Source organism: Micromonospora haikouensis (assembly GCF_000876225.1).
Taxonomy (GTDB): Bacteria; Actinomycetota; Actinomycetes; order Mycobacteriales; family Micromonosporaceae; genus Micromonospora; species Micromonospora haikouensis.
The window spans coordinates 1,959,715-1,977,842 of record NZ_JXSX01000003.1 but is presented as its reverse complement, the minus strand read 5'-3'; the positions used below and the strand labels follow the sequence as shown (position 1 = coordinate 1,977,842).

The following is an 18,128-nucleotide window of genomic DNA, read 5'->3' as shown; positions in this document are numbered from 1 at the left end:
GGCAAGTCAGGTGTACGTGAATAAACGTATGATTCACGTCGAGAGGGTGATTCGATCGGCCCCGGGGAGGTCCCCCGCCGCTCAGCCGCCGACGTGGATGCCGGGGCGGCGCGACGGGTCCCGCTCCGACTTGCGGATGATCTCCCGCACCACCGGCGGGGTGTCGCCGCGCCCGAGGATCAGATAGCGCAGCAGGTGGGCGATGGGGTTGCCCTCGGACCACTCGAAGTGCGCGTGCGGGCGGACCCCGGTGGCGTCGCGCAGCGCGAGCAGGATCGCGGCGATCGCGTTCGGCACGGCCGGGCTGGCCGCCCGCAGCACCCGATAGCCGCCGACCTCCACCCCGTGCACCCGCAGCACCCGGCTGAACTCCGACGGGTCGACCACGTCGACCTCCAGGAACAGCACGTCGGCGGCACCCGGGACCGGGTTCATGCCGCGCTGCGCGCGTTCCTTGACCGTGTACTCCTTCACCGCCCCGCTGTCGCGCTTGTTGGCGATCAGGTGCAGCCGCCCGTCGTGGGCGAGGGACTCGGCGACGAACCGGCGCGCGGCGTCGTCGAACTCGATCCGGTCGGCGCGCAGCTCCGTGGTGCGGGTGACCCGGGAGATCAGCGAGACGCCGATGATGCCCGCGATGAACATGCCGGAGATGGCGATGCCGTCCGGCTTGGCGACCACGTTCTCCGTGAGGGCGTAGAGCAGGACGACGGTGAGCACGGCGAAGCCGACCGCCGCGAACCGGTGGCGGGCCCGGGCCGTCGCGATCGTCACCGCCACCGAGGCGGAGACCATCATCGCCAGGATCCCGGTCGCGTACGCGCCGGCCTGGGCGTTGACGTCCGCGCGGAAGGCCACGGTGATCAAGACGCTGATCAGCGTGTAGACGATCACCACGGGGCGCACCGCCCGGCCCCACTCCGGCGCCATCCCGTACGAGGGCAGGTAGCGCGGCACGATGTTGATCAGACCGGCCATCGCCGAGGCGCCGGCGAACCAGAGGATCAGCACGCTGCTGACGTCGTAGACCGTGCCGAACGCCTCGCCGAGCCGCTCGTGCGCCAGCCACGCCAGCGCCCGGCCGTTGGCCGCTCCGCCCGGCCGGAACTCCCGCGCGGGGATCAGCACGGTGGTGACGAGGGTCGTGGCCACCAGGTACACCGACATGATCAACGCGGCGGCGGCGAGCAACCGGCGCGTGTTGCGGATCCGGGCGGCGAGCCGACGCTCGGCGTCCGGGCCGTCACCGCGCACCAGCGGCATCATGCTCACCCCGGTCTCGAAACCCGACAGGCCCAGGACCAGCAGCGGGAACGCCAGCACCGCCGGACCGAGCAGGCCGGCGACCCCACCGCCGCCGGCCGTCAGGGCGGCGGTCCAGTCCCCCAGCGTGGCCGGGTCCGCCACGATCGCCGCCACGCCCGCCGCGACGATCACCGCGTTCAGCCCCAGGAAGACCACCACCAGGGGCACGGCCACCGTCACCGCCTCACGGAACCCGAGCAGGAAGACCCCGCAGAGAACCAGCAGCAGCAGCACGGTCACCGCCACCGCGGCGAGGGTGCCGCGCGGGAACGACGCCGGCAGGTACGGGTTCTCCAGCAGGTGGACGGTGGCGTCGGCGGCGGACAGCGTGATCGTGATGATCCACGAGGTGGCCACGAAGCCGAGCAGGACGAGGACGAAGACCTTGCCCCGCCAGAACGGCAGCAGCCGCTCCAGCATCGCCACCGAGCCCTGCCCGTGCGGGCTCTCCCGGGCCACCCGCCGGTACATCGGCAGCATCCCGAACAGGGTCAGCGCCACGATCAGCAGCGTCGCCACCGGGGAGAGCGCCCCGGCCGCCAGCGCGGCGATGCCGGGCAGGTACGACAGGGTGGAGAAGTAGTCCACCCCGGTCAGGCACATCACCTGCCACCACGGGTGCGCCCGGACCTGCGCCTCCCCGGTCTCCGGCCCGACGGGCGGCACCCGGTGCTGGAACAGCCAGCGCCCGAACCGGCCGGCGGGCTGCTCGGGGCTGGTCGCCCGGTCGACGCAGGCCGGCACCACCACCCCGTCGCCCGGGGCCGTCGCACGCCGATGGCCCCGGACCCGCCTCGGCTGCCCGCCGTCCCGCCGCTGCGCCATGCGCGCCCCCTCCACGCCCTGCCCCGACCGTAGGCGCAACCCGCCGCCCGCTCCGCCCGAACCGGCGAGGAAGGTCGGCCGGGTCCACGACCGCCGGCCCGGCAGCTCGACGCGGCCGGCGGGGACCCGGCCGGCCCTGCGGCGCCGGCAACCCCGACGCGGCGGACCCGGCCGGCCCGTGGCCGGTCAGCTCAGCGCGGCGGACCAGGCGGCCACGTGGGCGTCGAGGTGGTCGGCGGTGGCCCGCCAGTAGGGTCCGTCGTCCACCCAGATCCGCGCCCACGGCTGCCGGCCCTCCCGGGCACCGGCCGCGAGCAGGTCGTACATGGCGCGGGCCCGTCGACCGAGCATCCGGGGCAGCTCGGCCCGCTCCGGGCCGTCGAGGCCGTAGCCGTCGACGAGGGCCCGCAGCCGCGCCGCCGACTCGGGCACCGGCCGGTCCGCCCGCATCCCGGCCATGCTCTGCGCCGCGTACGCCAGCTCCCACGGCCGCGACCCGGGCCCGGCACAGTCCCAGTCGATCAGGACCCAGCCCCGGGGCGAGCGGATCAGGTTCCACGGCGCGGCATCGTGATGGCAGACGAGATCCTCGCGGTCCGGCGGGATCACCCGCTGCCACACCGCCGGCTGTGGCGGCACGAAGCCGGCCACCGCGCGGTGCAGGTCGGCCAGGAGCGCCCCGACCTCGGCCAGCTCCCCCAGGGGGTACGTGCCGGTGACGTCGCCGACCGCGCCGGGCACATACTCCAGCACCTGGCGGCCCCGGTCGTCGCGGCCCAGCGGGCGGGGCGCGCCGGGAAACCCCGCGTCGTGCAGGTGAGCCAGCAGGGCGTCGACGGTGTCGGTCCACGGGCCGGCCGGCCGGCGGACGGTGTCGCCCACCCGCACCACCCCGGCGGTGGCGTTGCCGGGCAGCGGCTCCTCGTGGTTGCTCACCCCGCCATCCTGCCGGCCGGCCCACCACCGGGCCACCTCGTTACGGACAGGGGGTGTCCCCGCGCTTCCCCCCCGGTAGCGCGGGGACCCCCCGTACCCGGCTACTGCAGGAACGCCCCGAGGGGCGAGAGCAGCAGCCGACCGAGCGCGGCGGCGTTGTCGTCCAGCCGTACGCGCTCACACTCGCGGGCCTCCGGATCGTGCCGGCAGCGCCAGATCTTCTGGGCGTTGCGCCAGGCCACGTTGCGGGTGTACTCGACCAGTTCGCCCTGGTACCAGTCGTCGATGTCGCCGTTGAGCATGTCGATCATGAGCTGCCAGTTGTCCAGGTAGCCGCGTCGCAGCTCCGGGATCCGTTCGGCGAAGATCTGGTTGATCTCCAGGTAGTCGCGGTGCTGGTCGGTGCCGTCGACCGGCTCGGACTCCAGGCTGTCGAACGTGGTCACCAGCGCAAACGGCAGATCGAAGTTGATGTGGGCGTTCACGCCGGCCGCGGCCGACGGCAGCGGCCGGGCGTCCGGGCCGCGCATCCGCCGGAACAGGCAGGCCCAGGCCCGGGGGGTGGCCGGGCTGGACTCCGTCCAGTAGCGCAGCGCGTCGAAGTAGCGGGCGGCGAACTCCACGTCGAGCCGGGCAAGGAAGACCGGGTCGGCGAAGCGGTCGTCGTACAGGCCGTTCAGCACGCTGGTGGTGATGGTCAGGTACAGCTCGTTGAAGTCCGCCAGGGGGCAGCTGCGCTCCAGCGGGGGCAGCCGCACCAGCAGGTCCTGGAGCTTGGTGAGGTGGTCGACCACCGCCGGCACGTCCGCCGGGTGGTCGGCGAGTAGCCCCACGATGTCCTGGTGTACCGGGCCCCAGACCGGTTCGCCCATCCCCATTCGTCCTCCCCCCTGCGCGCCGCGCCATTCCCGTGCCGCGGCGTCGGGGCACAGCCTCTCAGCCGTGGTCCGTGTGGCGGATCAGTAGAACGACGTATAAACGGGCGACGGGCGTACGTCGTGGAGGATCTACTCGGGACGGTTGCGCAGGAAGATCGCGCTGGCCTGCACGCGGGTGCGCACCTGGAGCTTGTCGAAGATGTGCGACACGTGCACGCCGATGGTGCGTTCGCTGATGAACAGCCGTTGGCCGATCTCCTTGTTGGTCAGCCCCTCGGCCACGGCGGCGAGCACCTCGCGTTCCCGGGCCGTCAGCATCGCCAGCTCGTCGCCGGACAGCTCGGCCCCGGCCACGGACCGCCCCTCGGCCGACGCGCCCCGCTCCTCCAACGTCACCCGGGCCCGGGTCGCCAGCGTGCGGATCTCGGTGCTCAGCGGTTCCGCGCCGAGCCCCTGCGCCACCTGGTACGCCTCGCGCAGCAGCTTGCCGGCGGTGGCCGTGCGGGTGCGGCGGGCCAGCAGCGCCTCGGCCTGCCGCAGCCGCGAGTACGCCGCCGGGTAGGGGTGGTGGCGGCGGTCCCACTCGGTCACCGAGCGGGCCCACAGCTGCGGGTCGCTGCCGTCGAGGCGGCTGACCTCGGCCTCGCATAGGGCCAGGAACCCGCCGACGACGTCGCGCACCGGCCGGGCGGCGTGTTCGCTCTTGCGGGCCACCCGCTCGGCCACCTCGCGCAGCCGGCGCACCGCCGTGGTGTCGACGCTGGCGCGGGCGGCGTGCGCCTCGGCCTCGGCGCGCAGCCCGTGCCAGACCAGGGCGGCGAGGATGCCGACGTCGTCGGAGCGGACCTCGGTGAGGCCGCGCTGCACCGCCTGCCGGGCCAGGTCGTGCCGGCCCTGCCACATGGCCAGCCCGGCGCGCAGGGTCAGCAGCGGGATGACGTGCCGGGCGCCGCCGCCGGCCAGCACGGTGGCGACGGCCTCCAGGTCGCGGTCGGCGGCCTCGATGTCGCCGTACCCGACCCAGAGCCGGCAGCGGGCCAGCAGCAGCTCGACGGCGTCCGCGCCCGACGGGCGGTGCCGCAGCGCCGCCGCGACCACCTTCTCCGCCTCCGCCCACTGCCCCACCCGGAACAGCCCGTTCGTGGCGATGGCCAGCAGCCGCGTCTCGTACGTGCGGCCCAGCCCCAGCTCGGCGACCCGCTCGGCGCCCCGGCGGGCCACCACCACCCCCTCCTCCAGGATGTTCAGCGGCCCGGTCAGCAGCTCCGCCAGGTGCAGGTAGGCGCACGCCACGTCCTCGGGCCGGCCGGCCCGCTCGGCGGTGTCGAGGGCCTCCCGCATGACCGCCAGCCCGGCGTCCGGGTCCTCCAGGTATGCCTCGCTGAAGCCCAGCGCCATGCTGGCCAGCACCACCTCGGAGACGGACCCCTCCACCTCGGCGGCCAGCTCCAGGGCCTCCCGGGCCCGCTCTCCGGCGTCGGCGTAGCGGCCCAGGTGCAGCAGCAGCTCGGCCAGGTGCGCGGCGGCGGTGGCCCGCTCCCGGGAGGTGCAGTCGGCGGCGGCCAGGGCCCGCCGGTACTCCGCCTCGGCGGGCGCGGACCGGCCGGCGGCAGCCAGGTAGCGGGCCCGCCGGATGTGCAACGCGCAGGCCGGGGGCGCGTCCTCGGCGTCGGCCAGCTCCTCCAGCAGGGACAGCGCGCGGGCGTGCTCGCCGCAGTGGTGCGCCGCCTCGGCGGCGTGGCGCAGCAGCTCCGCCCGGTCGGGAGTGAGCCCGCCGTCGGCCGGGGCGACCCCGGCGGCCGGCGGGCCGGCCAGTTGCAGGGCGACCGACCAGTGGCGGTGCGCCTCGGCGTAGCCGTGCAGCCGCTCGGCCTCCTGCGCCGCGGCGACCGCCGCCGGCAGCGCCCGCGCCGGCTCCCCCGCCAACCGCCAGTGGTGCGCCAGCCGCGCCTGGTGCAACTCCGCCGGGGCCATGGTGAGCGCCTCCGCGTACCGGCGGTGCAGCGCCGAGCGCTCCGCGGGCAGCAGCTCGTGGGCGAGCACCTCCGCCACCAACCGGTGCCGCAGCCGGTAGCCGTCGTCGTCACCCACCAGCAACCGGTGCGCCACCGCCGCCCGCACCGCCTCGATCAGCTCCCCCTCCGGCAGCCGGGTCACCTCCGCCAACAGCCAGTGCGCCACCGGCTCCACCCCGGCCGCCACCGCGTGCACCACCGCGTGCGCGGCCTGCGGCAACGCGTCCACCCGGGCCAGGAACACCTCCCGCAGCGTCTCCGACAACCCGTCGCGCCCCTCGCGCAGGTCCCGCGCCAGCTCCTCCACCACGAACGGGTTCCCACCACTGCGCTGCCACAACGACTCCGCCGCCTCCGCGCCCAGCGGCCCGCCCAGCACCGCCGCGGAGAGCTGCTCCGTGCCCGCCCGGTCCAGCGGGGCGAGGTCGACCACCCGCACCGACCGCAGGCGACGCAGCTCGGTCAACACCCGCCGCAACGGATGCGCGCCCTGCAACGACTCCGCCCGCACCGCCGCCAACACCGACAACTGCAGGTCACCGAGCCCGGCCAACAGATAGAGCAGCAACTGCCGGGTGCTGCGGTCGACCCACTGCAGATCATCCAGCACCAGCACCAACGGGCGCCCCTGCGCCACCAGGTGCAACCCCCGGGAGACCCGCTCCAGCAGGGCGCCCGCCCCGTCCGGACCGGCCGTCTCCGCGGCGAACATCTGCAACAGCCCGCGCACCGCCGACGACGTCCGCGCGTGCGAGGCCGTCAGCTCGGCGTCGAAACGCCGCAACGCCTGCAGCAACGGATGCAGGGGAGACGAGTCGCCGATGTCGAGGCACGTGCCGGTGAGCACGAGCGCGCCCCCGGCGCGGAACCGGTCACCCGCCTCACGCAACAGCCGGGTCTTGCCCACCCCGCTCTCGCCCGTGACGAACACCGCCGCCGTCTGCCCCGGACCCACGCCGTCGAGCAGCGCGGACCGCAGCGTCGCGAGGTGGTCGGCACGGCCGACGAGTGGTGCGAGGTCCACATCGCTGGCCATGGTTCGCAGCCTAGTCACAGGTCCCCGGACCGTTCTACGGGTCTTCGCCCCCACTGGTACGCCTCGCGTCGACATTGCGACTAAAGGTTGCGGTAGGCCGACATACGTCGTTCTGCCGATCCCCCGTCGGACCGGTGGTGGGAGTCTCCTGAGGTCGTCAGGCACCAAGCGGGGGGAAAGGCGGTGCGATGCCCATGTCCACGATCGTCACGGGAACCCAGTCGTCGACGCCGGCCGACTGGCCGGTGCCCGAGGAACGACGAACGGTCAGCGTGCTCTTCGCCGACATCGTCGGCTCGACCGCGCTGATCGACCGACTCGACCCGGAGGAGGTCCGGGCCCTGCAGAGCGCCTACTTCGACACCGTCGTCGGGGTGCTGGCCCGCTGGGGCGGCGTGGTCGAGAAGTACGTCGGCGACGCCGTGATGGCCCTGTTCGGGGCCCGCGAGTCCGACGGCCACGACGCGTACCGGGCGGTGCGGGCCGGGTTGGAGATCCAGCGCGCCCTGGACGGGCGGGCCCTGCCCGGCGTCGCGGCCCTGCGCACGCGGGTCGGTGTCGCCACCGGCGAGGCGCTGGTGGACGTCGCGGCCATCCGCGACGGCGCGCACGGCATGGCCAGCGGCGCGGTGATCACCGCCGCCGCCCGCCTCCAGGAACACGCCCCGCCCGGCGGCGTCGTGGTCTGCGCGGCCACCCGCCGCGCCACCGCCGGGGTGATCGTCCACCGGGCACTGGGCCCGCTGAGCGTCGCCGGCAAGTCGCTGCCCATGGACGTGGCGCTCGCCGTCGGTGCCGCCCGTCCCGAGCCGGTCCGCCACCACGGCGGGCTGGTCGGCCGCCGCCGGCAGCTCGCCGCCGCCCGGGACCGGGTGGTCCGGGCCGCCCGCGAACGCGACCCGCGCTGGCTGTCGCTGGTCGGCGCGGCCGGCAGCGGCCGAAGCCGGGTGCTGCACGAACTGCGCCGCGCGGTCGCCACCGTCGACGGCGCGCCGGTGCGCTGGTACGCCGCCGCCTGCCCGCCGCGCGCCGAGGGGCCATTGGAGCCCGTCGCCGACCTGCTGCGCGCGTTCGCGGGCCTGCGCGCCGACGAGACGCCGGCGACCGTACGCCGACGGCTGCTGGCGGCGCTCGACGGCGTGGTCCCCCCGGGTCGGGTGCTGTCCACGGTGGTCGCGCTGGAGGGGCTGCTCGACGGGGCGTCGCCGGTCGGCGCGGCGGTGTGGCAGCGGGTGCTGCTGCGCCTGGCCGACCGGCAGCCCGTCGTACTGGCGGTCGACGACGCCGACCGGGCCGCCCCGGCGACGGACCGGTTCCTGCGCGCCCTGTTCGCGGCGGCCGTCGCCCGGCGGGTGCCGCTGGCGGTGGTGACGACGCGGCGTCCGCAGTGGAGCGGCGACCGCCCCGGCCCCGAGGGCAGGCACGACGAGGTGCCGCTGCCCCCGCTGGCGGCGGTGGAGACCGGGCGGCTGCTGCGCCGCCTGCTGGTCCGGGCCGGGCGGCCGGCGACCCTGGCGACCCGGCTGCTGCCGCTGGTCGCCGGCTTGCCGGGGCGCGCCGAGGCGTACGTGCGGCACCTGGCCGACGACCTGGACCCGGCACAGCCGCCGCAGCCGGTGCTCGCGGCCGCCGCGGCCGGCCTGGACGCCTGCGACGGCCGGGAGCGGGCCGCGCTGATGGTCGCCGCCGCGCTGGGCCCGGGGGTCGCCGCCGCGGCGGTCGACCGGGCCCTCGGCTGGCCGGCGGGCCACGCCGAGCGGACCATGTGCCGGCTCACCGCGCGCGGGCTGCTGCGTCGCGCGACGCGCGGCGGGTACGACGTCGCCGACCCGGCGCTGCGTCGGGTGGCGCACGACCGGCTGCCCCGGGCGGTCCTGGCGGCCGTCGTCCGCCGCGCCGGCGCGACGGCACCGGTGCGGCCGGCGCGGCCCGCGACGCACCCGGCCCCGGCGCGGCTCCGGCCGACGACCCCGGCCCGGCCGGCGCCCCCGGGCCCGCGCGACCGGTCACCCGGCGGCAGCCTGCGGCCGCACGGGGGTCGGGAGCAGGGCCGGAGCAGCCCCCGGCCGGGCCGGGGCACGGACGCCGGCCGGGCCCGGGATCAGCGCAGCGTCTCCAGCCGGGACACCAGGTCCGCCGGGGCCGGCATGGCGGCGATCTCGCCGCTGACCTCGCGGGCGGCCCCGGCCAGCGCCGGGTCGGTGACCAGCCGGGTGAGCAGTTCGGCGGTGATCCGCCGGGCCGGAACGGCGAGGCCGGCCCCCCGGGCGGCGATGAGCCCGGCGTTGTGCCGGCGGTCCCCCGGCCCCGTGGTCGCCAACTGCGGGATGCCGGCGACGAGCGCACCGTACGCGCTGCCCGAGCCGCCGTGGTGCACCAGCGCCGCGCTCGCCGGCAGGGCGGCCGCCAGCGGGATCCAACCCACCGCCCGGACGTTGGCCGGCAGTCGCCGGGCCCGCCGGAGACCGGGCCGGACCAGGACGAACTCGGCGTCCACCCGGCCGGCGGCGGCCAGCACGGCGCGCATGAGGCCGGCGCCGACCGGGCCGGCGATCGTGCTGCGGGTGACCAGCACGCGGGGCCGGGGGCCGGGCTCGGCGAGCCAGCGCGGCAGCTCCCCGCCGCCGGACCAGGCGACGTGGCGCAGCGGCCAGCCGTCCTGGGTGGCCACGCTGGGCGGGGCGATGGCCAGGGCGGCGACGGGGGGCGGCAGCCCGGCGAGGCCGTGCCGGCGCAGTGCCCCGGTCAGCCGGGCGGTGGTCACCCGGACCAGCTCCCGGCCGTCGAACAGGGAGTTCTCGTGGCGTACGGCGGGGACGTCGAGCCGGGCGGCGGCGAGCGCGCCGGCCACCGCGAAGGGCTCGTAGAGCACCAGGTCGGGCCGCCAGCTTTCCGCGAGCGCCACGAGGCCGTCGGCCAGCTCGTCGTTGACCTGCCCGAAGAGCAGCGCGGCGCCCCGGGTGCCGGCCGTGCCGGCGACCTCGGCGCGGCCGACCAGCGGATGGCGCAGCAGCACCGACCGGGCGATCCGGCCGAAGTCGAAGCCCGGCACGACGTCGCGCACCGGCAGGCCGCTGCGGGCGGCGGCCATCCCCTCGGCGCCCGTGGCGACGAGCACCTCGTGACCGGCGTTGCGCAGCGCGAGGGCCAGCGGCAGCAGCGGGAAGACGTGCCCGATCAACGGTGCGGAGACCACCAGGACGCGCATCCGCCGATGGTAGGCGGCCGCCGGGCGGCGGTGGGGGCGGCGAACGCGGGCGACGGGCCGCCGCCGACACGTCAGCTTCCCAGCATGTGGACGGTGGCGCGACGCGCCCGACGCGAACGGCCGCCGATCCCGGGCCGTCGCCCACGGGAGCCGCACAATGACGCTGAGTTGCCTTCTCCCGAGAGGACCGCCGATGACCAGCAGCGGAGTCCGCCACGACACCTCACCGTCCGCAGTCACCTCCCCCGGTGTGCCACCCGCCACCCGCCGGGAGGACCTCGTCACCGTCCTGTTCGGCGCGGTGCTCACCGCCGGGGCGATGTCCGACGGCTGGGCGCACACCAACATCATCGAGACCATCGAGGGCTTCTTCACCCCGTGGCACGGGCTGCTCTACGCGGGCTTCGTCGCCACGGCGGCGTGGACGTTCTGGCTGGCGTACCGGCGGCGCGGCGGCGCGCCCCGGTGGTGGCGGGACGGCTGGCCCGCCGGCTACCGGGTGGGTGCGATCGCGGCGGTGACCTTCCTGCTCGCCGGGCTGGCCGACCTGGCCTGGCACGAGACGCTGGGAGTGGAGGTCGGCCTCGACGCCGCGTTCAGCCCCAGCCACCTGCTGCTCGACGCCTCGGCGGTGCTGCTGGTGACCAGCCCCCTGCGTTCGTGGTGGGCCGGCGGCGAGGGCGGCGCGCGCTCGGCCACGGGCGTCGCGTCGCTCGTGCTCGGCGCGATGGCGCCGTCGATCCTGCTCACCTACGCGTCGGCGTTCCTCACCCTCGCCCCGACCCGGACGATCGGCCTGGGCGCCCAGCAGCAGGCGGTGCTCGGCGTCGACGCGTACCTGCTCACGACGCTGCTGCTGGTCGGACCGTTCCTGCTGGTCCACCGGCGGCGCGCGACCGTCGGGACGGGCGCCGCCCTGGTCGCCGGGGTGGCGCTGTACGACCTGGTGATGCACGAGTTCCCGACGACGCAGACGTGGGCCGCGCTGGGGGCGCTGGGCGGGGCGGCCCTCGCCGACGCGCTGCTCTGGCGGCTCGACGCGGTACGCGGCCCGGCCGCGCCGCTGCGGCTGCCGCTGGCCGGGGCGCTGCTCGGCGGGCTGCTGGTCGCCGGGCACCTGACCGGCCTCGGCCTGGCCGCCGGGGTCCGCTGGACGCCGGAGGTGACCGGCGGCGTCGTCGTCCTCGCCGCGCTGCTGGGTGCCCTGCTCGGCGGCCTGGCCGCCCGCCCCGCCGGGCCCGCACCGGTCCCGGCGGCACCGACGCCGGCGGTCCCGGCCCAGGCGATCCCGCTCGGCAGGCGGTGACCGGCCCGGCCGGTCGGGCGGGACGCGGGGCAGCGCGGCGGCTCGCCCGGCGGTCCCGCTCACGGGGTGAGCAGGGTCTTGCCGACCGCCGCCCGGTCCTCGACGGCGCGGTGCGCGTCGGCGGCGCGGTCCAGCGGGAACGTCTGCCCCACCAGCGGCGTCACCCGGCCGGTCGCGGCGGCGTCCAGGGCGGCCAGCAGGTGCGCCCGCCTGACCTGCGGCCCGGCCGTCCGCAGCGCCTCGATGTCGGTGACCGTGATGCCCCTGGTGCGGGCCGAGGCGGGTTCGGGGACGGCGAAGCCGCCGGCCGGCGCGCCGTACGCGCAGACCCGTCCGCCCGGTGCCACCAGGTCGTGCGCGGCCCGGCCGTACGCGCCGCCGGCGCCGTCGAGGAGCACGTCGACGCCGCCGAGGACGGCGCGTACCCGGTCGGTCCAGTCCGGGGCGGAGTAGTCCACGACGTCGGTGACGCCGAGGCGACGCAGCGCGTCCCCCTTGGCCGTCCCCCGCGCCGCCGCGACCACCCGGGCCCCCGCGGCCCGCGCCGCCTGGACCAGCAGCGCGCCCGCTCCCCCGGCGGCGGCGGTGACCAGCACCCGGTCGCCGGGGCGCACGCCGGCCAGGTCGAGCACGGCGAACGCGGTGGCGCCGTCGGTGAGCAGGGCCGCGGCGTCCCGCAGCGACACCGCCGCGGGCACGGGGAGGACGTCGTCGACCGGCACCGGGGTCCGGTCCAGGTAGCCGCCGACCGCTCCGGTCCGCGCGACCACCCGCCGGCCGGCCCAGGCCGGATCGACGCCGGGCCCCACCGCGCTCACCGTGCCGGAAACCCCCGACCCGGGACGGTACGGGGGCCGGACCGGGAACCACTGCCCGGCCCGGCCCGCGCGGATCGCCGTGTCGATCCAGAGCACGTTGGCGTACGCCGTCTCGACGACCACCTCGCCCGGCCCGGGCGACGGGTCGGGGGCCTCCGTCAGGGTCAGCACCTCCGGCCCGCCGAACCGGGCCACCTCGATCACTCGCATCCCGCGCCTCCGCGTCGCTCGACGGTGTGCGGACAGCCTCGGAGGTGAAGCGGGGTTGAGGTCAACCGGCGCGCGGGGTGGGCCGGGTCACGGATTCTCCGGGTCCAGGTTGCGCTCGCGCAGCAGCGCGTCCAGCTTGGCCTCGATCCGGTCGTCGGACTCCCGCGACTGGGACGAGCCCCAGTAGTAGAAGAGGGCCAGCCCGGCGGCCTGCCAGATCAGCTGGAGGAACTCCGACTGCCAGTTCTCGAAGGTGCTCGCGAAGAACTGCGGCAGGAACTCGGACCAGGCGAACGCCTGGCCGTGCTGGCTCGCCTCGTTGCGCTGCACCACCAACTGGAAGAGGAACTGGCCGACCCACGAGAAGAGGAAGAGCGCGCCGGTGACCAGCGCGAAGGCGTACGCCTTGGGCCATCGCGGCTTGCGGAACGGTGGGCCGGCCGCCGGGCCGCGGCTGCGGCCACCCCCGGTGTCGGCGCTGACGGACGGGCGCGTGCCGGTCGGTGTGCTGGTCTCCGCCATCACGATCCCCCTCCCGGTAGTCGATCTCACCCGTGATGTGCCCCGCGCCGACCCGGTCGAAACCGTGCTGAACAGGGACGGAGGCCGCGAACGACACTCCCCTCTTGTTGCCAATAGTTGGCAACAAGGTCTGGACGTCGACCGGCGGCGTAACTAGCCTGATGCGCATGACTCCTTACATCAGCGAGGGTGTGGCCGAGGCGACCGCCGGGCGCCCCGCGACGATCACCGAGGGTCCCGCCGACCCTGCCGACCCTGCCGACTCCGACCCCGCCGTTTCCGGGCTCGCCACGACGGCGGCGGCCTGGCAGGAGAGCTGGGACCGGCAGCAGGAGGGGTTCATGCCGGACCGGGAGGAACGCCTCGCCGCCATGCTCGACGCCGTCGAGGCCGTGGTCGACACGGACTCGCCCCGCCTGCTCGACCTCGCCGGTGGCACCGGCACGATCACGCTGCGCGCCCTGGCCCGCTTCCCCCGGGCCCGGGTCACCCTGGTCGACCTCGACCCGGCCCTGCTCGCCCTGGCCCGCGCGTCGCTGGGCGACCGGGCCGTCGTGCTCGCCGCCGACCTGGCCCGTCCCGACTGGCCCGGCCGGCTGCCGCACCGCGACTACGACGCCGTGCTCACCGCCACCGCCCTGCACTGGCTGCCCGCCGAGCGCCTCACCGAGCTCTACGGCGAGCTGCGGGACCTGCTGCGCCCGGGCGGGCTGTTCGTCAACGCCGACCGGATGCCCGACGACGCGCTGCCGACGCTGACCGACCGGTTGACGGCCCGGGCCCGCGAGCGGCGCGCCGCCCGGCACGCCGCAGGCGCGGCCCTGTCCTGGTCCGACTGGTGGGCGCGGGCCGGCGCCGACCCGGTCCTGGGCCCGCTGGTGCGGCGCCGCCACGAGATCTACCCGACCGGGCACAGCCCCGAGTGGAACCCGCCGGTCTCCTGGCACCTCGGCGCGCTGACCGCCGCCGGCTTCACCGAGGCCGGCACGCTGTGGCGGGGCGGCGCGGACGCGGCGGTGGCCGCCCTGCGCTGAAGCGCCACCCCGCGCCACCCCTCGCTCCGCCGCGCCACCCCTCGCTCCCCCGCGCCACCCCTTGCTCCGCGCCGCCCCCGCGCTGCCCCTTGCGCCGCTCCGCGCCGCCGCTTGATCGTCTGCGCGGAAAGGAGACGACACGCCGGCCGCACTCTCCGTTTCCCGCAGACGATCGAGGGGCCCTCCGGCGGGGCGGCGGGGGTAGGCTCGCGCTCGTACGCCCAGGCGGCTGGTGGGAGGGCGAGGGTGACAGGACCGACCCCGCGCCGGGTCGACCCCGACGTCGACCTGCGGGTGCCGGCCGACCGGGGCGAACTGCGCGCCCACCCGGCGGTCGTGCTCGGTGTCATCGCGGCCGGGGGCGTGCTCGGCGCGCTCGCCCGGGCGGGTGTCCAGGCGGCGTTCCCACACCCGCCGACCGGGTTCGGCTGGGCGACGTTCGGCGTCAACGTGTCCGGGTGCCTGCTGATCGGCGCCCTGATGGCGGTGGTCACCACCGGCCGCGTCCCGCCGCTCACCCGACCGTTCCTGGGCGTGGGCGTGCTCGGCGGCTACACCACCTTCTCCACGTACGTGGTGGACGTGCGGCAGGCTGCGGCCGCCGGTGCGGCGGGCACCGCGCTGGCGTACCTCGCCGCCACCCTGCTGGGGGCGGTCGCCGCGGTCTGGGTCGGCGACGCCGCCGCCGGCCGGCTGCTCGGCCGCGCGACCGGCGCGCGAGAAGGCGAGACGGCGACGGGGCGCCCGGGTGCAGACGGGGCACGGGCCGACGGCGGGCCGTCGTGACGGTCCTGCTGATCGCCCTCGGCGCGGCCGTCGGGGCGCCGCTGCGGTACCTCACCGACCGGGCCGTGCAGTCCCGGCACGCCTCGCCGTTCCCCTGGGGCACCCTGACCGTGAACGTGGTCGGCTCGCTGGTGCTCGGCGCCCTGGTCGCCGCGCCGGTCGGGCCGGCGGTGAGCGCGCTGCTCGGCACCGGCTTCTGCGGCGCGCTCACCACCTACTCCACCTTCGGGTACGAGACGCTGCGCCTGGCCCGCGACGGCTCCCGCCTGCTCGCGCTGGTGAACGCGCTGACCAGCGTCGCCGCTGGGCTGGGCGCGGCGACGCTGGGTTACGCGGCGACCCGCGCGCTGGTCGGCTAGCCGCCCCCGGGGGTGGTCGTGTGGTCGAGGATCACCTCGGCCAGCCGGGGCGCGATCGCCTCCGGCAGGGCGTGGCCGAGCCCGGGGACGGTGACGAGCCGGGCGTTGCCCAGCAGCGTCGCGAGGTGCCGCGCGGAGGCGGTGCCGGCGACCGGGTCGGCCGGGGAGTCGACCACGAGGACGGGGGTGGTGACCGCCGCCAGTTCGCCGGCGCGGTCGAGGCCACCCTGGTCCGCGCGGGCGTGCGCGGCCGGGTTCTCGTGCCGCCCCGCGTGCGCCATGATGCGCTCCTCCCGACGCCGGAACTCCTCGGCGTCGAAGGGCGACTCGCCGCCGTTGAGGACACGCCAGTGCCGCACGCGCCAGGCCAGTTCGGCGTCGCGGTCCCGTGGTTCGAGCATGGTCTCCCACAACGCCAGCAGCTCGGGGGCGATCCCGGGCCCGTCGGCCGGGCCACCGTCGAGGGGGGTGGTGCCGACGAGGGTGGCCGTCGCCACGCGTTCCGGGTGGTCGAGCAGCAGCAGTTGCGTCAGCGTGCCGCCCAGCGACATGCCGACCATGTGGGCACGGTCGATCCCCAGGGCGTCGAGGACCCGCACGGCGTCGGCGGCGAGCGCGGTGAGCGGGTAGGGGTCCTCGTCGAAGGACCACGTCGACCGCCCGGTGTCGCGGTGGTCGTAGCGCACGACCCGGTGCCGGCGGGCCAGCGCGTCCAGGAGGGCTTCCGGCCAGGTCAGGCCCGAGGCGTTCGCACCCATGACGAGCAGCAGTGCCGGTGCGCGCGGGTCGCCGCGTTCCTCGGCCCACAGCCGGACGCCGGGCGCGACGGTGATCTCGTGTTCCACACCCCCACCCTCCCGGATGGCCGGTTCACCGTCCATGGGGTTACCGACCTACGGTTCAACCGGCGGCGATCATGGCGCGGGAGACCAACTAGGATGATCAGGTGACGAGCACGCCCCGGCAAGCGGAAGCCCGCATCGGTCCGATCGGCGCGCTGTTGTGCCGGCTGGCGTTCCTCGCCATCTGCCTGCCCGGGCCGGCCCTGTTCGTCGCCGGCCTGACGGTGGAGCCGCCACCGTCGACCAAGGACTTCTGGGGCCTGCTCGCCGGTGACGCGTTCATGACGGTTGTCGGCGTCGGTTTCGGCGTCCTCGGCTTGCGGCTGGTCGCCCGGTCGCGACGCGACGCGCGTCACCTGTCCGCCGCGGGTGTCGCCGCGACGGCGGAGATCCTCTCCGTGGCGGACCGCGTGGACGGAGAGGACCCGGGGCTGACGCTCCGCCTGCGCATCAGCGGGCCCGGGTTCGCCGCGTTCGAGGCGGACGTGAACCGCCCCGTCGACCCGGCCCTCGCGCCCGGCGCGACGCTGCCCGCCACCGTCGTCCCTGCGGACCGTCTCTTCTCGATCCCCTGACTGCCCGGGGCCTCGGCCGACCACCCCGTCCCGCCTGCCGGCGGGCCTGCCGCGCGGCGTCGAGGTGCCGGAGCTGCTCGCGCGGGGCGTCCGGACTCCCTCCGCCCGATGTCACGGCTCGCCGGACAGCGGTCGAGTGGTCGCCCCGCCGCCGCGGGTGCGGATCACGCCGGCCACCCGGCCACCCGGTCAGCCGGTCAGCCGGTCAGCTGGTCACCTTGGCGACGAACGCGGCGAGGTGGGCCACGGTCCGCTGGATCTTCTCCTCCAGGGTGATCGACTCCTGGAGGCGCGCGCCGGGCCCCGCGTCCTTCCTGCCGCGCACGTACAGGGAGCAGGCCAGGTCGCTGCAGATGTACGTACCCACGGTGTTGCCCTGCTGTCCGGGCTTGCCCGCCCGGCGCGCGACCATCAGAGAGACGCCGCCGGCCGGGGTGGTCAGGCAGATCGAGCACATGCCGCGCGGTCGCTGCGCGGCGGTGGGGCTGGGGCAGCGCAGCGCGAGGGCCGTCGGGCGGCCGTCGAGGACGGTGGCGAGGTAGGCGCGGTCGGGGGCCTGCGGGTCCCGCCAGCCGAGGTAGTCCAGGTCGCTCCAGGGGCGTTCGGCGAGGTCACGCGGCACGGAGAGGCGCTTCGACTCGCCCTTGGTGCAGTTGACGAACGCGGCGCGGATCTGTTGTTCGGTCAGTGGCTCCATGGCCGGCACGCTAGGCTTCCTAAAACCTTTAGGCAAACGCATAATCGGTTTAGGCAACGAGGAGGACCATGGTCCGCGCCGGACTCACCGCAGCACGCCTGACCCTGGCCGGGGCGGAGCTGGCCGACGAGGTCGGCTTCGAGCAGGTGACCGTCTCGGCGGTCGCCAGGCGGTTCGGCGTCACGGTCGCCAGCCTCTACTCGCACCTGCGAAACTCCCAGGACCTCCGGACCCGGATCGCCCTGCTCGCCCTGGACGAGCTCGCCGCCCGCGCCGCCGACGCCCTGGCCGGGCGGTCCGGCAAGGACGCGCTGACCGCCCTGGCGAACGTCTACCGCGACTACGCCCGGGAGCACCCGGGCCGCTACGCCGCCGCCCAGCTCCGGCTCGACCCGGCCACGGCCGCCGCCAGCGCCGGCGTCCGGCACGCGCGGATGGTCCGGTCGGTCCTGCGCGGGTACGACCTGACAGAGCCCGACCAGACGCACGCCGTTCGCCTGCTGGGCAGCGTCTTCCACGGCTACGTCAGCCTGGAGCTGGGGGGCGGGTTCGACCACAGCGCCCCCGACACGCAGGAGACCTGGACCCGCATCCTGGACGCCCTCGACGCCCTCCTACACACCTGGCCCCCACCTGGCCCTCGCCCCGCCCCACCCCCGCCCACACCCCGGTGATCAAGAGGTTTGCGTCACCGTCGAGATCACCTTTGACACTTTCCTCTTGATCACCGACGCGGGGCGGGGCGACGCGGGGCGGGGGCGGGTGGGGGCGGGGGC

The 18,128-nt window shown here is 76.2% G+C and carries 15 protein-coding genes and 1 pseudogene; 7 read left to right on the top strand and 9 right to left on the bottom strand.

Annotation, left to right across the window (positions count from 1 at the left end):
* Window positions 1-81: 81 nt before the first annotated feature.
* The 4 genes from TK50_RS29780 to TK50_RS29765 all read right to left on the bottom strand — a co-directional run bounded on the left by TK50_RS29780 (window position 82) and on the right by TK50_RS29765 (window position 6,995).
* A complete protein-coding gene (locus TK50_RS29780) occupies window positions 82-2,130 on the bottom strand; it encodes an APC family permease (protein ID WP_082106758.1) in 2,049 nt (682 codons plus the stop codon).
* Between the two features lie 186 nt (window positions 2,131-2,316).
* Window positions 2,317-3,066, bottom strand: coding sequence for a phosphotransferase (locus tag TK50_RS29775; RefSeq protein WP_043968873.1), 750 nt, complete (start codon window positions 3,064-3,066; stop codon window positions 2,317-2,319).
* A gap of 101 nt (window positions 3,067-3,167) precedes the next feature.
* Window positions 3,168-3,938: a DUF5995 family protein gene (locus TK50_RS29770; protein WP_043968872.1), complete on the bottom strand. Its 771-nt coding sequence runs from the start codon at window positions 3,936-3,938 to the stop codon at window positions 3,168-3,170.
* A 135-nt stretch (window positions 3,939-4,073) separates the two neighbouring features.
* Window positions 4,074-6,995, bottom strand: coding sequence for a helix-turn-helix transcriptional regulator (locus TK50_RS29765; protein ID WP_043968871.1), 2,922 nt, complete (start codon window positions 6,993-6,995; stop codon window positions 4,074-4,076).
* Between the two features lie 188 nt (window positions 6,996-7,183).
* Between TK50_RS29765 and TK50_RS32415 the strand changes: the two are divergent.
* Window positions 7,184-8,302, top strand: a pseudogene (locus TK50_RS32415) (adenylate/guanylate cyclase domain-containing protein); the annotation flags it as partial.
* Window positions 8,303-9,096: 794 nt separating this feature from the next.
* Here the strand turns inward: TK50_RS32415 and TK50_RS35645 are convergent.
* Window positions 9,097-10,086: a glycosyltransferase gene (locus TK50_RS35645; protein WP_338390920.1), complete on the bottom strand. Its 990-nt coding sequence runs from the start codon at window positions 10,084-10,086 to the stop codon at window positions 9,097-9,099.
* A gap of 310 nt (window positions 10,087-10,396) precedes the next feature.
* Between TK50_RS35645 and TK50_RS29755 the strand changes: the two genes are divergently transcribed.
* Entirely contained in the window at window positions 10,397-11,509 is a 1,113-nt protein-coding gene (locus TK50_RS29755) for a hypothetical protein (RefSeq protein WP_144420433.1), read from the top strand.
* A 59-nt stretch (window positions 11,510-11,568) separates the two neighbouring features.
* Here TK50_RS29755 and TK50_RS29750 read toward each other — a convergent pair whose 3' ends face one another.
* Both TK50_RS29750 and TK50_RS29745 read right to left on the bottom strand, forming a co-directional pair.
* Window positions 11,569-12,537 (bottom strand): zinc-binding dehydrogenase, encoded by a 969-nt coding sequence (locus tag TK50_RS29750; RefSeq protein ID WP_043968870.1) that lies wholly within the window; start codon window positions 12,535-12,537, stop codon window positions 11,569-11,571.
* Between the two features lie 87 nt (window positions 12,538-12,624).
* Entirely contained in the window at window positions 12,625-13,059 is a 435-nt protein-coding gene (locus tag TK50_RS29745; protein WP_198956763.1) for a DUF6766 family protein, read from the bottom strand.
* A gap of 341 nt (window positions 13,060-13,400) precedes the next feature.
* Here TK50_RS29745 and TK50_RS29740 point away from each other — a divergent pair, with 341 nt between their 5' ends.
* From TK50_RS29740 to crcB, 3 genes are all read left to right on the top strand, one after another.
* A complete protein-coding gene (locus TK50_RS29740; RefSeq protein WP_043969560.1) occupies window positions 13,401-14,093 on the top strand; it encodes a class I SAM-dependent methyltransferase in 693 nt (230 codons plus the stop codon).
* Between the two features lie 246 nt (window positions 14,094-14,339).
* Complete coding sequence (locus TK50_RS29735; protein ID WP_043968869.1) at window positions 14,340-14,879, top strand: FluC/FEX family fluoride channel; 540 nt, start codon at window positions 14,340-14,342, stop codon at window positions 14,877-14,879.
* On the top strand, window positions 14,876-15,238 hold the full coding sequence (crcB, locus tag TK50_RS29730) for a fluoride efflux transporter CrcB (protein ID WP_043968868.1): 363 nt from the start codon (window positions 14,876-14,878) through the stop codon (window positions 15,236-15,238). Before TK50_RS29735 ends, crcB begins: the two co-directional genes overlap by 4 nt.
* Here the strand turns inward: crcB and TK50_RS29725 are convergent.
* Window positions 15,235-16,083 carry an alpha/beta fold hydrolase gene (locus tag TK50_RS29725; protein WP_043969559.1) on the bottom strand — a complete coding sequence of 283 codons (849 nt, stop codon included), beginning with the start codon at window positions 16,081-16,083 and terminating at the stop codon, window positions 15,235-15,237. The genes crcB and TK50_RS29725 overlap by 4 nt on opposite strands.
* A gap of 101 nt (window positions 16,084-16,184) precedes the next feature.
* Here TK50_RS29725 and TK50_RS29720 point away from each other — a divergent pair, with 101 nt between their 5' ends.
* Window positions 16,185-16,655, top strand: coding sequence for a hypothetical protein (locus TK50_RS29720; RefSeq protein ID WP_043968867.1), 471 nt, complete (start codon window positions 16,185-16,187; stop codon window positions 16,653-16,655).
* Between the two features lie 205 nt (window positions 16,656-16,860).
* Here the strand turns inward: TK50_RS29720 and TK50_RS29715 are convergent, their stop codons facing one another.
* Window positions 16,861-17,352, bottom strand: coding sequence for an FBP domain-containing protein (locus TK50_RS29715; protein WP_043968866.1), 492 nt, complete (start codon window positions 17,350-17,352; stop codon window positions 16,861-16,863).
* Window positions 17,353-17,420: 68 nt separating this feature from the next.
* Between TK50_RS29715 and TK50_RS29710 the strand changes: the two genes are divergently transcribed.
* Window positions 17,421-18,026: a TetR/AcrR family transcriptional regulator gene (locus tag TK50_RS29710; RefSeq protein ID WP_043968865.1), complete on the top strand. Its 606-nt coding sequence runs from the start codon at window positions 17,421-17,423 to the stop codon at window positions 18,024-18,026.
* The last annotated feature ends 102 nt before the right edge of the window (window positions 18,027-18,128 follow it).